Annotated in this window: 18 protein-coding genes and 3 pseudogenes; 15 read left to right on the top strand and 6 right to left on the bottom strand. The window is 33.5% G+C overall.

Going from position 1 to position 18,841, the window contains the following annotated elements; translation table 11 throughout:
- Positions 1-17 precede the first annotated feature (17 nt).
- Positions 18-422, bottom strand: coding sequence for a hypothetical protein (locus I862_RS02140; RefSeq protein ID WP_038538442.1), 405 nt, complete (start codon positions 420-422; stop codon positions 18-20).
- 323 nt (positions 423-745) lie between these two features.
- Here I862_RS02140 and I862_RS02135 point away from each other — a divergent pair, with 323 nt between their 5' ends.
- The 7 genes from I862_RS02135 to I862_RS02105 all read left to right on the top strand — a co-directional run bounded on the left by I862_RS02135 (position 746) and on the right by I862_RS02105 (position 6,273).
- Positions 746-1,120, top strand: a complete 375-nt coding sequence (locus I862_RS02135) for a hypothetical protein (RefSeq protein ID WP_038538439.1) — start codon at positions 746-748, stop codon at positions 1,118-1,120.
- A gap of 29 nt (positions 1,121-1,149) precedes the next feature.
- Positions 1,150-1,560 (top strand): hypothetical protein, encoded by a 411-nt coding sequence (locus I862_RS02130; protein ID WP_148299466.1) that lies wholly within the window; start codon positions 1,150-1,152, stop codon positions 1,558-1,560.
- Positions 1,561-1,868: 308 nt separating this feature from the next.
- The gene (locus I862_RS02125; RefSeq protein ID WP_199398816.1) at positions 1,869-3,104 is read left to right on the top strand and encodes a TAXI family TRAP transporter solute-binding subunit; all 1,236 of its coding nucleotides are present in this window, start codon (positions 1,869-1,871) and stop codon (positions 3,102-3,104) included.
- A gap of 165 nt (positions 3,105-3,269) precedes the next feature.
- Entirely contained in the window at positions 3,270-3,779 is a 510-nt protein-coding gene (locus tag I862_RS02120; RefSeq protein ID WP_038538433.1) for a CarD family transcriptional regulator, read from the top strand.
- Between the two features lie 416 nt (positions 3,780-4,195).
- The gene (locus I862_RS02115) at positions 4,196-4,816 is read left to right on the top strand and encodes a protein-L-isoaspartate O-methyltransferase family protein (RefSeq protein ID WP_052646323.1); all 621 of its coding nucleotides are present in this window, start codon (positions 4,196-4,198) and stop codon (positions 4,814-4,816) included.
- A gap of 21 nt (positions 4,817-4,837) precedes the next feature.
- Positions 4,838-5,554 (top strand): ribonuclease PH, encoded by a 717-nt coding sequence (gene rph, locus I862_RS02110; protein ID WP_038541091.1) that lies wholly within the window; start codon positions 4,838-4,840, stop codon positions 5,552-5,554.
- Between the two features lie 83 nt (positions 5,555-5,637).
- A complete protein-coding gene (locus I862_RS02105; RefSeq protein ID WP_158499250.1) occupies positions 5,638-6,273 on the top strand; it encodes a DsbA family protein in 636 nt (211 codons plus the stop codon).
- A 35-nt stretch (positions 6,274-6,308) separates the two neighbouring features.
- Here the strand turns inward: I862_RS02105 and I862_RS02100 are convergent, their stop codons facing one another.
- Positions 6,309-7,397, bottom strand: coding sequence for a mechanosensitive ion channel family protein (locus tag I862_RS02100; RefSeq protein WP_038538431.1), 1,089 nt, complete (start codon positions 7,395-7,397; stop codon positions 6,309-6,311).
- Between the two features lie 197 nt (positions 7,398-7,594).
- Between I862_RS02100 and polA the strand changes: the two genes are divergently transcribed.
- The 4 genes and pseudogenes from polA (at position 7,595) to I862_RS08520 (ending at position 11,306) form a co-directional block, all read left to right on the top strand.
- Positions 7,595-10,159, top strand: a complete 2,565-nt coding sequence (gene polA, locus I862_RS02095; protein ID WP_038538428.1) for a DNA polymerase I — start codon at positions 7,595-7,597, stop codon at positions 10,157-10,159.
- A gap of 304 nt (positions 10,160-10,463) precedes the next feature.
- Positions 10,464-10,550 (top strand): annotated as a pseudogene (locus I862_RS08810) (hypothetical protein); the annotation flags it as partial.
- Between the two features lie 147 nt (positions 10,551-10,697).
- Positions 10,698-10,787, top strand: a pseudogene (locus I862_RS08805) (integrin alpha); the annotation flags it as partial.
- 57 nt (positions 10,788-10,844) lie between these two features.
- Entirely contained in the window at positions 10,845-11,306 is a 462-nt protein-coding gene (locus I862_RS08520) for an integrin alpha (protein WP_052646321.1), read from the top strand.
- Between the two features lie 546 nt (positions 11,307-11,852).
- Here I862_RS08520 and I862_RS02085 read toward each other — a convergent pair.
- Together I862_RS02085 and I862_RS02080 are read right to left on the bottom strand one after the other, a co-directional pair.
- Positions 11,853-12,806, bottom strand: coding sequence for an IS3 family transposase (locus I862_RS02085; protein WP_148299465.1), 954 nt, complete (start codon positions 12,804-12,806; stop codon positions 11,853-11,855).
- On the bottom strand, positions 12,704-12,991 hold the full coding sequence (locus I862_RS02080) for a transposase (protein WP_038538395.1): 288 nt from the start codon (positions 12,989-12,991) through the stop codon (positions 12,704-12,706). The genes I862_RS02085 and I862_RS02080 overlap by 103 nt, the downstream gene beginning before the upstream one ends.
- A gap of 153 nt (positions 12,992-13,144) precedes the next feature.
- Between I862_RS02080 and I862_RS02075 the strand changes: the two genes are divergently transcribed.
- The 3 genes from I862_RS02075 (at position 13,145) to I862_RS02065 (ending at position 15,452) form a co-directional block, all read left to right on the top strand.
- On the top strand, positions 13,145-13,450 hold the full coding sequence (locus I862_RS02075; protein WP_038538426.1) for an IS3 family transposase: 306 nt from the start codon (positions 13,145-13,147) through the stop codon (positions 13,448-13,450).
- Positions 13,408-14,313, top strand: coding sequence for an IS3 family transposase (locus I862_RS02070; protein ID WP_148299464.1), 906 nt, complete (start codon positions 13,408-13,410; stop codon positions 14,311-14,313). Before I862_RS02075 ends, I862_RS02070 begins: the two co-directional genes overlap by 43 nt.
- 143 nt (positions 14,314-14,456) lie before the next feature.
- Positions 14,457-15,452 carry a leucine-rich repeat domain-containing protein gene (locus tag I862_RS02065; RefSeq protein ID WP_038538421.1) on the top strand — a complete coding sequence of 332 codons (996 nt, stop codon included), beginning with the start codon at positions 14,457-14,459 and terminating at the stop codon, positions 15,450-15,452.
- A gap of 102 nt (positions 15,453-15,554) precedes the next feature.
- Here the strand turns inward: I862_RS02065 and I862_RS02060 are convergent, their stop codons facing one another.
- Positions 15,555-16,634, bottom strand: coding sequence for an ankyrin repeat domain-containing protein (locus I862_RS02060; protein WP_038538418.1), 1,080 nt, complete (start codon positions 16,632-16,634; stop codon positions 15,555-15,557).
- A gap of 321 nt (positions 16,635-16,955) precedes the next feature.
- Positions 16,956-17,256: pseudogene (locus I862_RS02055) on the bottom strand (DDE-type integrase/transposase/recombinase); the annotation flags it as partial.
- Between the two features lie 510 nt (positions 17,257-17,766).
- On the opposite strand from I862_RS02055, the gene I862_RS02050 reads away from it, so the two are divergent.
- Positions 17,767-18,636 carry a DMT family transporter gene (locus tag I862_RS02050; RefSeq protein ID WP_267880537.1) on the top strand — a complete coding sequence of 290 codons (870 nt, stop codon included), beginning with the start codon at positions 17,767-17,769 and terminating at the stop codon, positions 18,634-18,636.
- Positions 18,637-18,841: the final 205 nt, after the last annotated feature.

The following is an 18,841-nucleotide window of genomic DNA, read 5'->3' as shown; positions in this document are numbered from 1 at the left end:
TTTTTTGTATAATATCATCAGATAAAGTAACAGGTTGTACAAACCTTCCCTGAGCCTTTTTTTAAACAAATATCTATGAAAATGCGCTTCCTTTCTTCTAAGCTTGGATTGTTTTGAATAAAATTAGAAAAATACGCCATAATATTTTCTATAAATCTAATTTTTAGGTTAACTTCTTTAGAATTATAGAATACATCATTATCAGTTATAATAATTTTATTGTTTACAAAGGTTATAGCTGTACATGATTCAGTTTTATCCTGCATCAGGCGGGCTAATTGATCCCATATTCTTTGCTCAGGAGTTAAATCTTCTATATTGGAATGCCTTCCGGTTTTTATTTTTTTAACTTTACCTTGAGTGCTTTTCGGGGATAAATTTTCATTTGGTATTTGCTGTTCATTATCTCTTTTTCTACGCATATTTTAAAATATTTTTATCTTTTGATTTTTATTAAAAGGAATTATACCATAAGAAAGTTACAGAAAAATTAAGGACATTTTAATTAAAATTTAATAAAAAATAGCATTTAACTAAAAATTGCTTATTTGAATGCGTTGAAAAGTATATTGATATTTTGCGAATTAAATAATATTTTAACAAAGTATATGATAAAAATTTTTAGAATAAGTTTTTATTTACTATTTAATATAGAAATATTATGAAAGATTTATAGCCTTATTGAATATTATTGTGTTTATAAACATTAATAATTATTTTAACGCTATTATTTAAGGGAAATAAAATGAAACAAAAAATAAGCAAAATTGAAAAAAAGAGAGAATTAGAGGAAAAGATTTTGGAAAGTTCAAGAGAAAGGCAAAGGAGAGTTAAACCCAGAGTTGAAGAAAGTGGGAGCAATACAAAGCAGGAAATCAGTAAGGAAGAGCTGGAAAAAATTACTAAAACTATTAAAGAGGAAGCTGAAAATACTATGTATTTTCTTGAAAAAGAAATTAATCGATCTGCACAAATCTCCTTCGGTTTAATGATTAGGGGGATAAATCGTATTAAAATATCGGATGAACAGGAAATTAAAAATAAAATAATTGCGCCTTTTAACTTTCTTATTGAAGAAAAAAGATCATTCGCTTGTTTTTTAAATTTTTTAAAATTATAAGTATATACACGGTTGCGACTGATTCAATTATGAAAAAATACTTAAATTCATTTATTAAAAGTTATCTCTCGGATGAGGTGAAGTATAATAAAGAAGAGCGTATAAGATTTTTTACGGATTTTATAAATGAAGATAATGATAAGATAAAAGATTATTTATTTGAATGGATGAGTGAAGCTAAAGAACGCAACTTTAAAGTTTATAAAATGTTAAAAGAGGATTTAAATGAAGCTATTGATAGATTTGTATCAAAGCAAAGCGTAGATGATATAGGACAAGATGCTTCAAATAAGGAGAATAGAGATTCGCAAGATGATAATATACATGGTGGAAAAGGTGAAAGGAAAATAATGTGGCAGCAAAGGATAGAAAAAAGAGAAGAAGTAAAGGAGAAAAGAGGAAAAGTTATAAGTACCTCTTCAAAGATACATAACCTATAGTTAAAGCTTGCGGGGTTTCTCCTCTGCTTCTAATGCTATTGATCCAATTTGAGGAAATGTTACTTAGAAACTCCTGAACGGGTTATCTCCCGAGGTTAGTATCACTTACTGTGCAAGAAAGCAGCTGCTATTGAATCGGGCTTAGGACTGGAAAACAAATTTTGCATATAATACCGATTAATTTAAGTTGCCGATATAATTTAATCATACCGCGTATATGTTAAAAAAGCGTTATGGTTCTTGTAAATAATGTAAAAGTAATTCATAAATATAATATGATTATCTGTTTAAAAGTATAAAGGGTTGTAATGAAAAGAGTTGTTTGGTTTTGCTTTGTAAGCTTATTTATAAATATCGGAACTGTAGCTTGCGCACAGAACGCACCAACATACTTACCTCCGATTAATCTGCCGGGGCAGAAAACTGATGAGCAAATGAATAACCGACAAAACGAATCATCAAGCCCTGAAGTTATAATTAAGCCGAGCGGTTCGGAGCAGCCTAAGCAGGAAAGTATTACTCAAGGTATCCGCCAAACCTTTTCAACTTTGAAAAATAGTGTAAGTAAACCGATTAACACACCTAATACCAATATAAAAGAATTAGATAAATTATCAAAAATTGATTTAAAAAAGCCCTATATTGATGATAACTTAATTACTATAGGAACCGGGCCTATAACCGGGGTATATTACCCGGCAGGAGGAGCAATCTGCCGCATGATGAACCGAAAAAGAAATGAGACGGGCTTAAGATGTGCCGTTGAGTCATCGCCGGGTTCAATATATAATCTTGCAGCGCTAAGAAATGCGGAAATGGATTTTGCAATTGTTCAATCCGATTGGCAGGAATATGCTTTTGACGGTACATATATATTTGAAAAGCAAGGACCGTTTGAAAAGCTAAGATATGTTCTGTCATTACACAACGAAGCTTTTACTATGGTAGTTAGGAAAGATTCCAAAATTGTAAAACTGGATGACATTCAAGGTAAGGTAGTAAATATCGGTAATCTTGGCACAGGCGCCAGAGCTACTATGGAAGCGCTCATGAGCATTAAGGGTTGGAGCATTTCGACATTTAAAAGTGCAACCGAACTTAAGCCTGAAGAGCAAATTGAAGCATTATGTAATAGAAAAATAGATGTTATGGTGGTTTTAGCCGGTCACCCGAGCGGAATGCTCCAGGATGCAATGAGTATGTGCGATACAAAAATACTGAATGTTGATGATCTTTTAGTAAGAGATTTTGTGGCTAAAAACTATGAATATTCCATGACTAAAATTCCCGGCGGATTATATGTAGGTGAGACGGAAGATATCAACACTTTTGGACTAAAAGCATTACTTCTGACTACTACCGATACAAGTTCGGAAATCGTATATGAAGTGACCAAATCAGTATTTGAGGATCTAAGTAACTTTAAAAAACTTCATCCAGTATTTGTTAACTTAGAGCCGAGTGCTATGATTAATGAAGGCCGTGCTATACCGATTCATCCCGGTGCAATGAAATATTATCAGGAAAAAGGATACGTCAAATAGGCGCTAACCTTAACCGGTAATAAAAATATAAGAGTTAAACCTTGATTGTATAATCTGTGTTAATCAGGTTGTAAAGCTTACTGAATTTTATAAATGATAAAGTTTGTATTTTTTTACAATTATGATAGAATGATCGCGTGGAAAGCTTAAAATTGAGGAAGGTTTATGTTTCAAGTTGCAAGCAAAAAGATTTTTACTGTTGGGGATTCCGTAGTTTATCCCTCCCATGGCGTTGGGCAGATTACCGGTGAAGAAACTCAGGTGATTGCAGGAGTAGAGATGAAGCTTTATGTCATTACCTTTGCAAAAGATAAAATGATTCTTAGGGTTCCAACCTCAAGAGCTATCAAAACAGGTTTAAGGCACTTATGTAATTCAGATGAATTTGGTGCTGTGATGAAGAGCTTAAAAGGTAAAGCGAAAATAGTCAAAGGTATGTGGAGTAAGAGAGCACAAGAATACGAAAATAAAATTAATTCTGGGGATGCAGTAGCAATTGCGGAAGTTCTTAGAGATTTATACAGAAATATTGATGATCCTGATAGGTCTTATAGTGAAAGACAAATCTATGATGCCGCTTTAGACAGATTAGCTCAAGAATACTCGGCAGCAGCTAATATTAATAAAGAAGAAGCCAGTAACCTTATAGTTGATGCGTTAAACCAAGCAGTATAAATTTATAAATTATAAAGAATGAGTGGTGACTAAGTTTTCGATATTTAGGTAAACTCAGCTCTGCAACAATGTATGAATCGATTTATGTTTATGTCTTCTTGCCCATATCTATTTATATAGTAGATTAAGTGGAATATCCTACATATAGAGAGCATAGTTGAACTATAAAAATAAACTATACATATAAATGATATAGTCATTTATAAAGCGCACACGCTATAAATGGCGGCTAGGTGCGTGCTTCTTACTAGTCTTGTTATTTGATTTTCAGTTGTAGGCTATGCAGCATATTAAATTTAACTTATTATAAGGCAAAATTATTAGTAGTTTTTTGCAGCTAACTAATTAAGCCTATTGAAAGAAAAGGATAAATTCTTTACATTGCTCCTATTAGTGTATTTTCTTAAAAGAGTTAAATGAAAGATTTTAATCAAGCTAGAACCAACATGGTTAAAAACCAAGTTATGACAAATAATGTTTTTAATCATAATATACTTGATGCAATGCAAGAAGTACCAAGACATGAATTCATTGAGGGAAAGTGGAGAGAAATGGCTTACCTTGATGCTAGACTTCCTCTTGATAAAAACAGAAAAATGCTTGAACCTGCTGTATTCGCTAGAATGTTGGATGTTTGCGGGGTTAGTAAAGACGATTCAGTGCTGGATGTTGCATGCGGAAGCGGATACTCCACGGCTATTATAGCTAAGCTTGCAAAAAAAGTGATCGGTTTGGAATCGATTAACTCTCTTGCAATAAAAGCAGCAGACTACGTTAAAAAGGAAGGCTTAAACAATGTTGCAATTAAGAGTGGCAACTTATTAGCAGGTGCACCGGAAAATGCTCCCTATGATATTATAATTATAAACGGTGCTTTAAATAAAGCTCCCGACGAGCTATTAATGCAACTTAAAAACAAAGGTAAGTTAGTTTTTATTGAGCACAGTAGCGGAATAATGAAAGCCGTGAAATACACGCTTATCAACAGCTCATATAATAAAGTTGAGCTTTTTGATGCTTATGCAGAACTATTATAAATATAAAATATGAAAAATATTATCAGAGAAAACAGCCGCCGACACAATGAACTTAGAGAAATTAGTTTTGACCTCAATTTCATTAATAATGCAGAAGGTTCATGTTTAGTTAAGTTTGGTAACACTCATGTAGCTTGCACAGCAACTATTGATGATAGGGTGCCGATGTTTTTAAGAGGTAAAGGAAGTGGTTGGGTGACTGCCGAATACGGTATGCTTCCTAGGTCTACTAATACTAGGATGCAGCGAGAGGTATCTAAGGGAGGTCTTGGCGGTAGAACTCAGGAAATCCAAAGATTAATAGGGCGTTCTTTAAGATCTATTATAGATTTAAAGCTGCTTAGAGAAAGACAGATTATAATTGATTGTGATGTAATAAATGCGGACGGCGGCACCAGGACGGCTGCAATCACAGGCGGGTATATAGCGTTATATTTAGCTTGTAAGAAATTATTGGAAGATAGAATAATTTCAAAAATGCCTATTACATCAATGATTTCAGCAGTTTCCTGTGGTATAGTTGATGGGTCGCATTTATTGGATTTAGATTATTTTGAAGACAGCAGCGCTGAGGTTGATGCTAATTTCATTTTAACTAATGATAATAAAATTATTGAAATTCAAGCAACCGCTGAACAAAAACCTTATACGCAAGAAGATTTTTTGCAGATGCTTGAGCTCGCAAGGGTAGGGACTAATCAGCTGTTTGAATTACAAAAACAGGTTTTAGGAATCTAGAGAGAATTTGATTTCGCGATTTAGTGCTTGAGTTTTTACTTGCCGGCTTTATATTTAGTTAAACAATTATTATGTTATACAATATGTTAAGGAATAAAATTTTTAAAGTATTTGCATTATTTCTAACTCTTCATCCTTTGAGCTTAACCGCACAAGAGCCAGATTATGCGACCAAGAAAACAAAAGAGGAAGTTTTAACCATTAAAAAAGGTGATTTTTTGCTAGGTAATAAAGATGCTAAAGTTAAAGTTTTTGAATATTCCTCGTTATCCTGCCCTCATTGTGCTACATTTCATGAAAATATATTTCCTGTAATTAAAGAGAATTATATTGATACTGGTAAAATTGCCTATGTTATGCGTGATTTTCCGACCAACCACCCGGCTACTCTTGCTACCATGCTGATTCACTGCTCGGGGGAAAGAAAATTTCAATTTATAGAAACCTTATTTAAAACCCAAAGAGTTTGGGCATTCAATATTTCTTATAAAGAGAAGTTACATAATATTGCAAAACTCGGCGGTATATCTGATGAAGACTATAATAAATGCATCAATGATAAAAAGAAAACTGATGAAGTGCTTGAGAATGCTTACCAAGCTGTAGGAGCGTTAAAGCTTGATGCTACTCCGGTGTTCTTCATTAACGGTAAAAAGCTTGAAGGTTTATTACCTTACAGCAAGTTTGCCGATGTGGTTGAAGCTGAGTTGGTGAAATAAAAAGCAGCCTGGGTACTTGCCTAATTTTATTCCCCCTAGATTCTAGCCAATAAGGCTTTATTATCATTCGAGAAGACGACCTGGCATTGATGTTTCTTTAAAACGTTGAATACTCCGATCATAACTTCTTGCCTTATGTTAGGAAAATCTTTCGTATCTCTTAGTTTTATTACCGCATCGACAAGTAATTCAACAAATTCTTGGCCAAAATCTGTTAGTGCTACTATAATTTTAAACTCATTATCTATATCGGCATGTAACTCAAGAAAGTTTTTAATATCCTGGGTAATAATCTCCACCTGATTAATATCAAGTGTGGTTATCCCAATTTTTTCACTAATTTTTCTATGAGTAACTCTTGAGTAGTTAATAATTGAGTCTTTTGAAAAAACTGAATTTTGTACATAGACCGGAACTTGTTCCATGGTGCGTATCATAGTAATCCTCCAGCCGATTTCCTCAACCGTTCCTCTAAGATTCTCCCCTTTAATCAGAATGTTTTCTCCTATAGCAAAAGGCTTATCAAGATAAATTATCGCGGTACCAAAAAAGTTGGAAAGCAAGCTTTGTGATGCAAAAGCTAAGGCTGCACCCCCGATACCTCCCAAAGCAATTATACCGCTGATGTTAAAACCGAAGCTTTCTAATATTGCTAACCCTGCAATAGTAATGACTGTAACTTTAAAGATCTTAGCCGTTATATCAGCGGTAAACCTATCAAACCTGGTTTTTTTAGTGCCCTTAATACAGTTGTTTTCAAATGCAGAAGTAAAGCTGATCGCTATCCAGCTTACGATGGCAATAACGGATATGTTTCTAATTAAGGGGGCAAACTTCAATAAATTAATTTTTATCTCATGGTTTACAGCATCAAATATAAAGGTGAAACCAATTAACCATATAGCAAGCTTTATCGGCTTTTCTATGCTGATAAGTAACGCATCATCCCAAAAAGCTTTGGTTCTTTTCGAAATTATCTTAAGCCTATATAAAAAATGGGAAAAGATTTTATTAGAAAAATAGCAGCCTAAAATAATCAATGTTATTTCAAGAAGTATCCAATAATTATCAGTTACCCAGTTTTCTGCATAAGTGAAAAGGTCGTTAAAGTAGGATTTGCTCATATTAAACGCCAAATGGATTAACTTTATACCGGTTATTAGAAGAGTAATAAAATTATCTCAAGATAGCAATGTATTCAAAGTAGTAATTATAAAATTTTTGTTTTTAACCGAGTAACGGTTATTATTGATTAAATTCTCTACACATAGTACTTTGCTTTCAATTAATATGAATAATTATATTTTAAGTAAAGTTAAGAATGAAAAAATTATGTTTAATTGACGGGTACGGTTTTGTTTTTAGAGCTTACCATTCATTACCTCCGTTAACCAGAGCCGACGGTATGCCTATTTCCTGCGTATACGGGTTCTGTAACATGCTTTCTAAATTTCTTTCCAATGATAAGTCGGATTATTTAGCTGTCGTGTTGGATTCAGGTAAAAAAAATTTTAGACATGATATGTTTCCTCAATATAAAGCTAACCGTCCTCAGCTACCTGATGATTTAATTGTGCAATTTCCCCTTATTCGAGAAACGATTGAAGCATTTAACATTATCTCATTGGAAGCGGATGGCTACGAAGCTGATGATTTAATAGCCGCATATGCGAGTGACGCCTTAAAGCAAGGAATGGAAGTAAAAATCATTTCTTCCGATAAAGATTTGATGCAACTTGTATGCGATAATTTAAAGCTTTCCGACCCGATTAAAAATATTGAGATAGGAGAGGAGCAGGTAGTCGCCAAATTAGGGGTTAAGCCGTATCAGGTAGCGGATTACTTAGCCTTAATAGGAGATAGTTCGGATAATATTCCCGGAGCAAAAGGAATTGGGCCTAAAACAGCAATAGAGCTGTTATCCAAGTTTGAAACTTTGGATAATATATATGCAAACATTAATAATATTGAAAAAGATAGGCTTAAGAGCCTATTAATTGAGAGTAAGGATATAGTTTATCTCTCTAAAGATTTAACAAACCTAAAGAGAAGCTATAATATTGATTGTGATCTTGATGAACTAAAAATAAAAGAGCCTGATAATGAAAAGTTAGCTAAATACTTATATGAACAGGGGTTTAAATCTTTAGTAAGTAAATTTATTAAAGAAAAAACTACAAGCATCAAGCTTACGCAACCAAAAAGGAATGAAAACTTTATTAAAATCGAAAAGCTAAGCGAAATAAAGAGCCATATTGAGCAAATTATAAGAGAAGGGAAGGTTAGTATTTTTGATAACGGCAATACTTTCTATTTCTCTTACGATAACTCTAATTATGAGATACATTATAGTAATAATAGCCGACAGGAAAGCTTCCTTGAAAGTGAGTCAATAAACTATAATGATATAGTCAAAGAATTTAAGGAGCTTTTCGAAGCAACTTATGTGCTGAAAATAGTTATAAATGCAAAAGAATTATATAAAAAATTATATTGCTTAAATATTGAGCTTAAAGCTTTTGATGATATTGCGCAGATATCTTATTCGCTTGAAACCGGAAAGCATTCATGTGAACTTAATGATTTAATAAGAGTTTATCTGGGTGAAGAAGCATCTCATAACTCAGTAACTATATTAAGAATATATGATAATTTACAGGAAAGGCTTTTGCATGAAAAGCAGTTCTACTTATATGAAAGTATTGAAAAGCCACTCTCTCCTATACTTGCTAAAATGGAGATAAAAGGAGTTAAAGTTGACGGAACATTTTTAAAAAACCTATCTCAAGAATTTAAGCTAAGGTTGAGCGAACTGGAAAAAGAAATTTTTAAAGAAGTCGGGCGGGAATTCTTGCTTTCTTCACCGAAACAACTTGGGGAAGTTTTATTTACCGAGCTTGGCATTAAAGGAGGTAAAAAATCTAAATCCGGAACATTTTCAACAGGTGCCGATATTTTAGAAAAACTATCGGATCAAGGCTATGATATAGCAGATAAAATTTTGGTATGGCGACAATTTTCAAAGCTGATTAACACTTATACGGATGCGCTACCTAATTCAATAAACCCAAAAACCGGGCGGGTGCATACCACATTTATGATGACGCTGACCAATACCGGTAGGCTTTCATCCCGGGATCCGAATTTACAAAATATTCCGATCAGAAGCGATGAAGGGCAAAAAATCAGAAAAGCATTCGTTGCTGACAAAGACCATTTAATTATTTCTGCCGATTATTCACAAATAGAGCTAAGGCTACTTGCTCATATTGCGGATATTCAAGCCCTGAAACAAGCATTTCATGATAAGCAGGATATACATGCAATAACCGCAAGCCAAATATTTGGGGTTGCTTTAAAAGATGTAGATTCCAATCTGAGAAGGCAGGCTAAAACTATTAACTTCGGTATAGTTTACGGTATTAGTGCCTTTGGATTAGCCAAGCGTTTGGATATTTCGCAATATGAAGCTAAGGATTATATAGATAAATATTTTAAACAGTATCCGGGAATCAAAGAATATATGGATGAGACAATAGAATATGCAAAAACTCATGGGTATGTAAAAAATTTACTTGGCAGAAAGTGTTATATTAATGGTATTAATGATAAAAATTATTCTATGCGGGGATTTGCCGAACGCGCTGCAATTAATGCTCCTCTGCAAAGCGGCAATGCCGATATAATTAAGAAAGCAATGGTGCATATGCCTGAGTCAATTCAAGATTGCATGGTTTTGCAAATTCATGATGAACTGTTGTTTGAAATTCCGGAAAATAAACTTGAGGATTATTCTAAAGTTATAAAAAGAGTAATGGAAGGTGTATGCAAAATAAGCGTCCCTCTGGAGGTGGAGGTACATTCTGCACGCAATTGGGGGAAATGAGATACTATAAAAAAATAATATTATTCATAGGCTGGATCGGTACCATCACCTTAACGGCGGTGAAAGAAATAAGTTATGAACCAACCGAGTAACTATATTATTGTTATTTAATTTAATAATTAATAGCATGAAATTAACAATAATAGTGTATTTAAGTAATATAAATATTTTATGAATTATACTGGTATTCATTGATATTATTAATATGTGGATATGTAATTGTTAACTTTATTAATATGAGGAATAATATGAGTTTTCTAATCCCTTTAGTTTATCTAACTTAGACGGAAGCAACGGTTTTAAGATTAACGGGGCAGTAACAGGCGGGAATGCAGGCCATGCAGTAAGCAGTGCAGGTGACATAAACGGCGATGGTATCGATGATTTAGTTATTGGCGCTGAAAGTGTTAATTACCCGGCAGGGGCTAGTTATGTAGTATTTGGAAGCAAAACTCCATTTTCCTCAAGTATTAATGTATCTGCTCTGGATGGAAGCAACGGTTTTAGACTAAACGGGGTATCGGATGATAATGCAGGCATTTCAGTAAGTAGAGCAGGAGATATAAACAATGATGGTATTGATGATCTAATTATTGGTGCATATCGTGCTAATTCTAAGGCTGGTGCTAGTTATGTAGTATTTGGAAGTAAAACACCGTTTTCTTCAAGCATTAACTTATCCGGTTTGGATGGAAGCAATGGTTTCAAACTAAACGGGGAATCGAATAGCTTTTCAGGCTATTCAGTTAGCGGAGCAGGGGATGTAACCGGAGATGGTGTTGATGATTTTATTATTGGTGCATATAGTGCTAATTCTTATAAAGGGGTAAGTTATGTAGTATCTGGGCCTATGATTTTAACAGCTAGTCCTAGTCCTAGTGCTTCACCAACTCCAAGCATTTCGGTAAGCCCTAGTCCTAGTGCCTCACCAAGTCCACACTCCGGTGCAGCCAATTCACTCGTTCCTAATTCTATTATATCATTCTCACCTAATGCGTTGATAGATACTGCTGTAGTAACATATATGTTCGGTAAAAGCATTTTAGAAAAGATACTCTTATTATCATATGGTTACGACTTAAATGTAGAAGAGGAGTTAAGCTTATATACAGTAAATGCAGAGCAGATAGCAGATAACTATGCTTAATCTCTCTATTACCTGAAACATTTGAGTAAAGACTAAAATTGAGGTCTAGCTAGAGAAAGATTATTGGCTAGTCCTCTTTTAGTAATTTATACATATATATAGGCTAGATTGGTACTATCAACTTAACAATCTACTTAAGTTAGTATAATAATTAATATTAAATTATGTAGGTATAGTACTTAAACAAAAGGGTACCATGCGGAGTGTAATAAAAATAAATATGTAAGGAGAGAAATTGTAGAGAATACTACGCATGGATATAGAAAGATGATGGTAAGTGCTCCCATTTATTTGGAATGAACTTACCTCTGAGTTGAGGAGAAATAAGGTTTGTTTTTAAGGAATCCAGACAAAGAAGTTCTCTACCTGTATTTCTTTCTTTATACCTGGTTACATGTCTGTTACAGATATTTTTTTTCTTATAACTCTTGAAGGCTGCCGGTGTCAATATTAAACTTAGATTTACTGAGGTTATCTATAACTGCCGGCTCGTTCAAGTAGGGACAATGCGCTCCTTGGAGGGTTTGTGCCTTGTAACTATGTGTCTTATATATTATTTATATCACTCCTTTTTAATGTTAAGTAAACTTGAGCAGGAGTTTTATATCCTAAGGCCTGATGAGGCCTTTTGTGGTTATAGAACTCAATATATTGGGCAATACTTTGGGTTGCCTCAGCTATACTATCATATGACTTTAAATATACCTCCTCATATTTTATGCTGCGCCAAAATCTTTCAATCCATACATTGTCCAGCCAAGCACCTTTTGAGTCCATGCTGATTAATATCTGATATTCTTGCATTTTCTCAACCCATTTCTTACTGGTAAACTGACATCCTTGATCTGAATTGATAATAGTAGGAACAGCTAATACAATAGCCATATTAAAAGCCTCTAAACAACTTTCTGTTTCAAGGTAGGGACTTAAACACCACCCTATTATCATGCGTGATACTATATCTATTAGTGCTACTAAATAGATAAAGCCTCCTTGCATTTTTATATAGGTAATATCAATACTCCAAGCATCATTAGGTTTAACGGGCTTATATTCTGTAAGTAGGTATGGATACACCACATCCTCCTGTCTGCGCTTTGATAAATTACGTTTAGGATAGATAGCCTGTATTTCCAATATACGCATTATCCTTAATACACGCTTGCGGTTCGTTTCATATCCGGCATGACTTAGTAATACCGTAATCCTCCTGTAGCCCATAAATGGATAACGGTTATGTAAATCTTTAATTTCATTCATCAAAGTAACATCATCCGATAACACTTTAGGTTTATAATATAAGCTTGATAAATTGACTCCCAATAATTTTGCCTTGCAACGTTTACTTAGCTTGCTACCTTTAGATGTATTTACTATTTGTTGTCGCTTCGCCAGGCTTATTTGCCTAGCACTTTCGACAAAAAATCGTTCTCTACCTTTAATCTCCCTATAGTAGCATGTAATGCTTCTATCTCTTTGTTTGGATCTTGAGTTGTGCAAGCGTTCTTAAATACTTCAGAACCATGTTCTAATAAGGCGGCTTTCCATTTGTATATTTGGCTGGATACTACCGCATATTCTTGGCAAAGCTGGCTTATCGTCTTATCTCCTTTCAAGGCTGCTAGCGCTACCTTAAATTTATATGCTGCTGTATGGGGTTTCTTCTTTATATTTGATTTAGTCATAAATTACCTTCTATATTTAAGTTTAATTTACACCCTAAATCCTCCTCTCTCAACTGTTCCAGTTTTTGGGGAGCACTTCTATGTTGTGCCGAAAAAGTAGAGAAGGAGGAAAGGAACTCTGATAAAAAAGAAATAACCGATCAGAGGAAAGAAATGAGAAAAGAAAGAAGAAGGAATTATACAAAAGAATTTAAAGTAGAAGCAGTAAGGCTAGTAACTGAAGAAGGATATAGCCTCAGTCAAGCAGCGGAGGGTCTAGGGATCAGTAAAAGTACCATAGCTAAATGGAAGCGGGTATTAAGCAATAAAGGAGATAAGGATATAGCATTTCCCGGCAAAGGGCAGCTTAATCCTGAAGAAGCAAAGCTTAAGGGGTTACAGAAGGAGCTGGAGAGAGTAAAGAGGGAGAGAGACATATTAAAAAAGGCGCTAGCATATTTTGCCGACCCGCTAAAGTAAAATATGCATTTATAGAGAGAGAAGCGCACAAATATAGTATAAGAGAAATGTGCAAAGTGTTTGGGATAGCACAAAGTGGTTATTATGGCTGGAAGAATAACAAAGTAAGTGCTAGGAAAACTAGAGATGCTTATCTTCTTGTAAGGATAAAAGAAATTCATGTAATCTCTAAGGGAATATACGGCTGTCCCAGAATCCATGCCGAGCTCAAGGCAGAGGGAGAGAAAGTTGGCTATAAACGTATATATCGCCTAATGAGATTGTGTAACATACAAGGTAAGTACAGACGCAAGTTTAAAGTAACTACTAATTCCAAGCACAATAATCCTATTCTTCCTAACTTAGTTGAGCAGAACTTTAATGTACTTGCACCTAATCAGGTTTGGGTTGCTGACATCAGCTATTTTTGGACTCGGGAAGGTTGGATGTATTTGGCCATAGTCCTAGACCTTTATTCAAGGAAAGTTGTGGGTTGGGAGATGGAAGATCGAATGACTCAGAGCCTAGTAACAAGAGCATTTCTTAAGGCATTTTGGAATCGTAAACCTTCTCCTGGATTGATCCATCATTCCGACAGGGGTAGCCAATACACTGCCTCTAAATTCCAGAAAACCTTGACCCAATTAGGCGTAAGATCAAGCATGTCAGGCAAAGGCAACTGTTTTGATAACGCCGTTGCTGAATCATTCTTTCATACTATAAAAAACGAATTAACTTTTAAGCGTATTTTTAAAACTAAAAGTGAGGTAAAAAGTGCTGTATTTAAATACATAGAAGCTTTCTATAATGGAAAACGTAGACATTCTACTTTAAACTATTGCTCTCCTAACATTTTTGAGCAATATTACTACAAAGTTGCTTAACTACTTCTCCACTATAACGGGATAAGATCAAGAATATTCCTTGATACCTATTTGAGCAACAAGGCTTTATGTAATAGCTAATAATAATATTTCATGTTAACCTTAATATTTAGTGGTTAAATCACTTTATAGTTATGTTTTATATGTTTAATAAAGAACAATGGAATAAGCTGCTTGCTCAAGGCGAAAAAGGGTTACAAGAAAGAGTTGAAACTGAATGTAGGCGTTATACATCTATTGACTTAAAAGGGGCAAAGCTGCAATTAATACATATTCAAATGATAGCTGAGATTTTGCAGGAGAATAAAACTTTAACTTCTTTAAACTTAGATTCTAACAATATTGATTCTGAAGGCGCAGAAAGCATTGCTCAAGCACTTATAAAAAATAAAACTTTAACTACCTTGCATTTAGGATTGAACAATATAGGTGACAAAGGAGCAAAAAGTATTATTCAAGCTCTTATAAAAAACAAAGCCTTAACTTCTTTGGATATATCCGGTAATCATATAGGTTGTGATGGGATAAGCAATATTGCTGATCTACTGGAAAATAACAGAACAATAACTACTTTAGATTTATATTGTAATAATATAGGCGTTCAAGGGGCAAAGCGCATTGCTCAAGGATTAGAAAATAACAAAACCCTTACTTCCTTAAATATAGGCTTAAATAATATAGGCGATGAAGGGGCGAAAAATATTGCGCAAGGACTGGAAAACAATAAAATCCTCACTTCGTTAAATATAAATTATAACAATATAGGCAATGAAGGAGCAAAAAGCATCGCTCAAGCACTAGAAAAGAATTATACCTTAACTTTTTTAGATCTATATTTTAATCCTATAGATGATGAAGGGGTAAAGAGTATTGCTCAGGCTATTGCCGAAAACAGCTCCTTAACTTTTTTGAACTTAGGTGCAAATAATATACATGATGAAGGAGCAGAAAGTATTATTCAAGCTCTAAAAACCAATAGAACCTTGACTGCTTTAAAGTTAGATTCTAATCATATCGGGTATGAGGAGCAAGCAAAAATAGAGCAAGCGTTGGAAAGAAATATTCACGTTGCTTCACTTTTTCATGGTAAAGGAATCATTGGAGTATTAAAAAAAATGTTATCAAAGTTTGGAATATAGTACTAGAAGGAAGGCTTGTTAAGCAGAAAAATTGCATCATTAAATCATTATAAGCCTTCTGTGAAAAACTTCTTTAGAAACTGCTCCAATAGGAAGTTTTTCCTATGATATCCTTAAACCTTCTTTATCTAACTCTTTCCTTTGTTGCTCTGCCTGGATTTTTGCTACCCAAGAATCTATCTCACTCCCGGAAGGATTTACAATAGGGTTATTAGAAGGTTTGACAGGAAAAATATAATTTTCAATTTCGTCTTTTAAGTCTTCGGGTAAAAAATTGCTTTCCATCATACGACTGTTATAAACAGATCCGAATTGTTCATAGTTAGGATCCCTATTTACGGCTTTTGCCAACCAGTAAACTATCGTATCACGTAGCTTTGGTATTTTGTGATAAGAAATCACTAGCGTAAGTAAGCTCGTAATGCTCTGATTGCTTGTTAACTCTACGGCAGTTTTACCATCATTATTTGCTTGATAAATATTCGCATTATTTTTTATCAATACAATCGCTACATCAAAATGTCCATTTAGAGCAGCAAGCATTAATGCTGAATAACCGCTATTATTTTTTTTATTGATATTTGCACCATTCTCGAGCAGAACTTCTACAACTCTTTTGTGCCCATTTCTAGCAGCCATTATCAATGCTGACTCTCCTTTAACTTCTCTATCCATGCTTGCACCATTTTTGAGAAGAATTTCTACTGCTTTATAATGCCCATTTTGAGCAGCAAACATTAATGCTGTATATCCTCTAATTCCTCTATCCACGCTTACTTTATATTTAATAAGAACTTCTATTGCTTCTTTATGCCCATTTTGAGCAGCAGCAATCAGTGCTGTAGCACCATTATTATCTTTCTCGTTAATGTTAGCTCCTCTCTTCAAAAGTATTTCTATCACTTCTTTATGCCCCTTGCGAGCAGCCAGTATTAATGATGTATTGCCATCATTATCTTTCTCGTTAATACCAGCTCCATTTTTGAGAAAAAATTCCACCATTTCTTTATACCCGCCATATTGGGCAGCATTTATTAAAACTACATATTCGCTAAGATGTAAGTCGGCACCGGCATTAAGTATTTCATTTATCGGTTTACTACCATTATTTATTACAAGCCATAATAACTTATTCATTACCTCTCTTCTTAATTTCTGAGACGTTTCTAATCTTTCTTTCATTTTTATCCTCAATTATATGCTTATGCATAATCTAAATATGGTTAACTTATGAATTACCGTTTTTATTTACTGAAATAATGCAATTACTTAGATATTGCTAGTTAATTTTAATTAAGAAATCATTTATATGTAAATGGATCTAAAGTAAATAAATATAGTGAGATCCCAAGTTTTTAGCTTATGTGCATTGTAGCTTAATTATTATTTGAGCAACTAATCCATTGAAAGCATATTACTTATTTGGAAAAAAGGAGGGCGGCCTCCTGTATTCACTCAAGAAGATTTAGTAGCAGCACAAGAGCATTACTACGTGGGATCCCTAACATTACTTTGTTGAAGATGCCCGGTTTTAAATTTGCATTGGTGAATTAATTCAGTTTTCAAGGTATGGAAAAAGCTCTCTGTAAGGGCATTATTAAAGCAATCACCTTTACGACTCATACTTTGAACAATATGATGATCATTCAGAATTTTTACGTGACTGTCGGAAGCATATTGGCTACCTCTGTCAGTATCCCAAATAAGCCCTTTAGGCGGATTACGCTGCCAAATTGCCATGAGTAATGCATTATTAACCAACCTCAGCCTTCATACGGCTGCTCATAGACCAACCTACAACCTTAGGCCGGCAACCGCTGCTTACTATATAACATACCCTTTCAATAGATTACCTTAAGCTTCCTTCTTTTTTTCTACGTATCCCTTTTTCTCTCCCTAAAAATGCATATATTTGTTTCCAAACCCCTTCTTCTATGTAGTAATTAATTTCGGTAGTTCTTTTATTCTTCCTAGCAAGAAACTACCACCTCTCTTTTATTTGTAGATTTTGTTCACACAACCTAAAATACTCTATACTTTTTGTGAAATATTATTTACTGGTTGTTTTTTCATTTTTTGAACAATCATAATATTATACGACTTGGATATAAAGAGCTTCTTGGTTTATAATCAAAATCATTTCCCTGACTTAACTATTTTATTTGACAATAATATCCTAAACATATTAATGTTTGGTTTAAATTAATTTAAAAGAACTTTATTTATAGTCGTGAAATTTATTTGCTTAATACTATAGATATTTAAAAAATTAATTATCAATAAATGTTATTAGATGTTTAAGTGAAAATGCAGAATAAATTTTTTAGGTGTTGTTTTTAAAATTCTAAATCTATTAATATTTACTGTTATTTCAATAATATTATTAGCAAAAAGTCATACAATTAATCCTGTGGAAGAATTTTTTATAATTTGTATTTCTGGCATTGCTTTCCTTTTTCCTTGGGTGGTCTTTACTAAGGCAAAATATTTAAAAACAAAAAATCATTTAGGATATATACTTAGGGCGCTATTTAGCATAACAGGTATGGTTACATGGATTGAAGCTTTAAAAAGTATCGGTTCTAATGAAGCAACTTTAATAAGTTACCTTATTCCGTTATTTACTTTAGCGCTTGCCGCTGTTTTTAAAGAAGAGAAAATAAACAAAATAGTATTTTTATCTATAACGCTATGTATAGTTATAATACTTTTTACTCTTAAACTGGAAACTTTAAAATTTAATCTTTGGGGGGTATCGGTTGCATTATGCTCAGTAGTATCTTGGGCATTATATGAGATAATTTGTAAGAAACAGTCTTATTCCGAGCATTACTTATCTCAAGCATTTTATACTTTTTTATTTGCCGGACTTATGATGCTTCCATATGTTATAAGAAATGATATATTAAGTAAAATTATTGATCATAAAGAAATTGGGTTTTTAGGTGCACTAAGAGTAATGAATGTAGTTTGTTTATTCTTAGCCTATAAGTTCGCTCCTATTAACGTTTTAGCCCCATTAGCTTTTTTAAGACTGGTATTTATGGGGATAGGAAGTTTTATTTTATTTCAAATTATACCATCTTTGAGTGTGGTGATAGCTTCAATAATAATAGTTGCTATTAATATTTATACTTTCCAAATACAAAAGCTTCGTAAAAATAATGCAAACGAAATCTTATAATACTATTCGTCGTCAATTAAATTATTAAACTATCATCTGAATTCTTTTAATCCGGTCTTTATATAATACCGGCTTGAACAATGCTGTAGTGCTAAGCTTAGTTCTTTTGTATATAGTTAATGTATAAGGAGAGATATAGTGCGTTGCGTAATATAATAAGTTTTTAAGCAATCCTTAAAACTATTGAATTTTCTATAAAATAGAT

The organism is endosymbiont of Acanthamoeba sp. UWC8 (genome assembly GCF_000730245.1).
In the GTDB taxonomy this organism is placed as follows: Bacteria; Pseudomonadota; Alphaproteobacteria; order Rickettsiales; family Midichloriaceae; genus Jidaibacter.
Note: the sequence above shows the minus strand (reverse complement) of the source record. Positions and strands in the feature narration are given on the sequence as shown.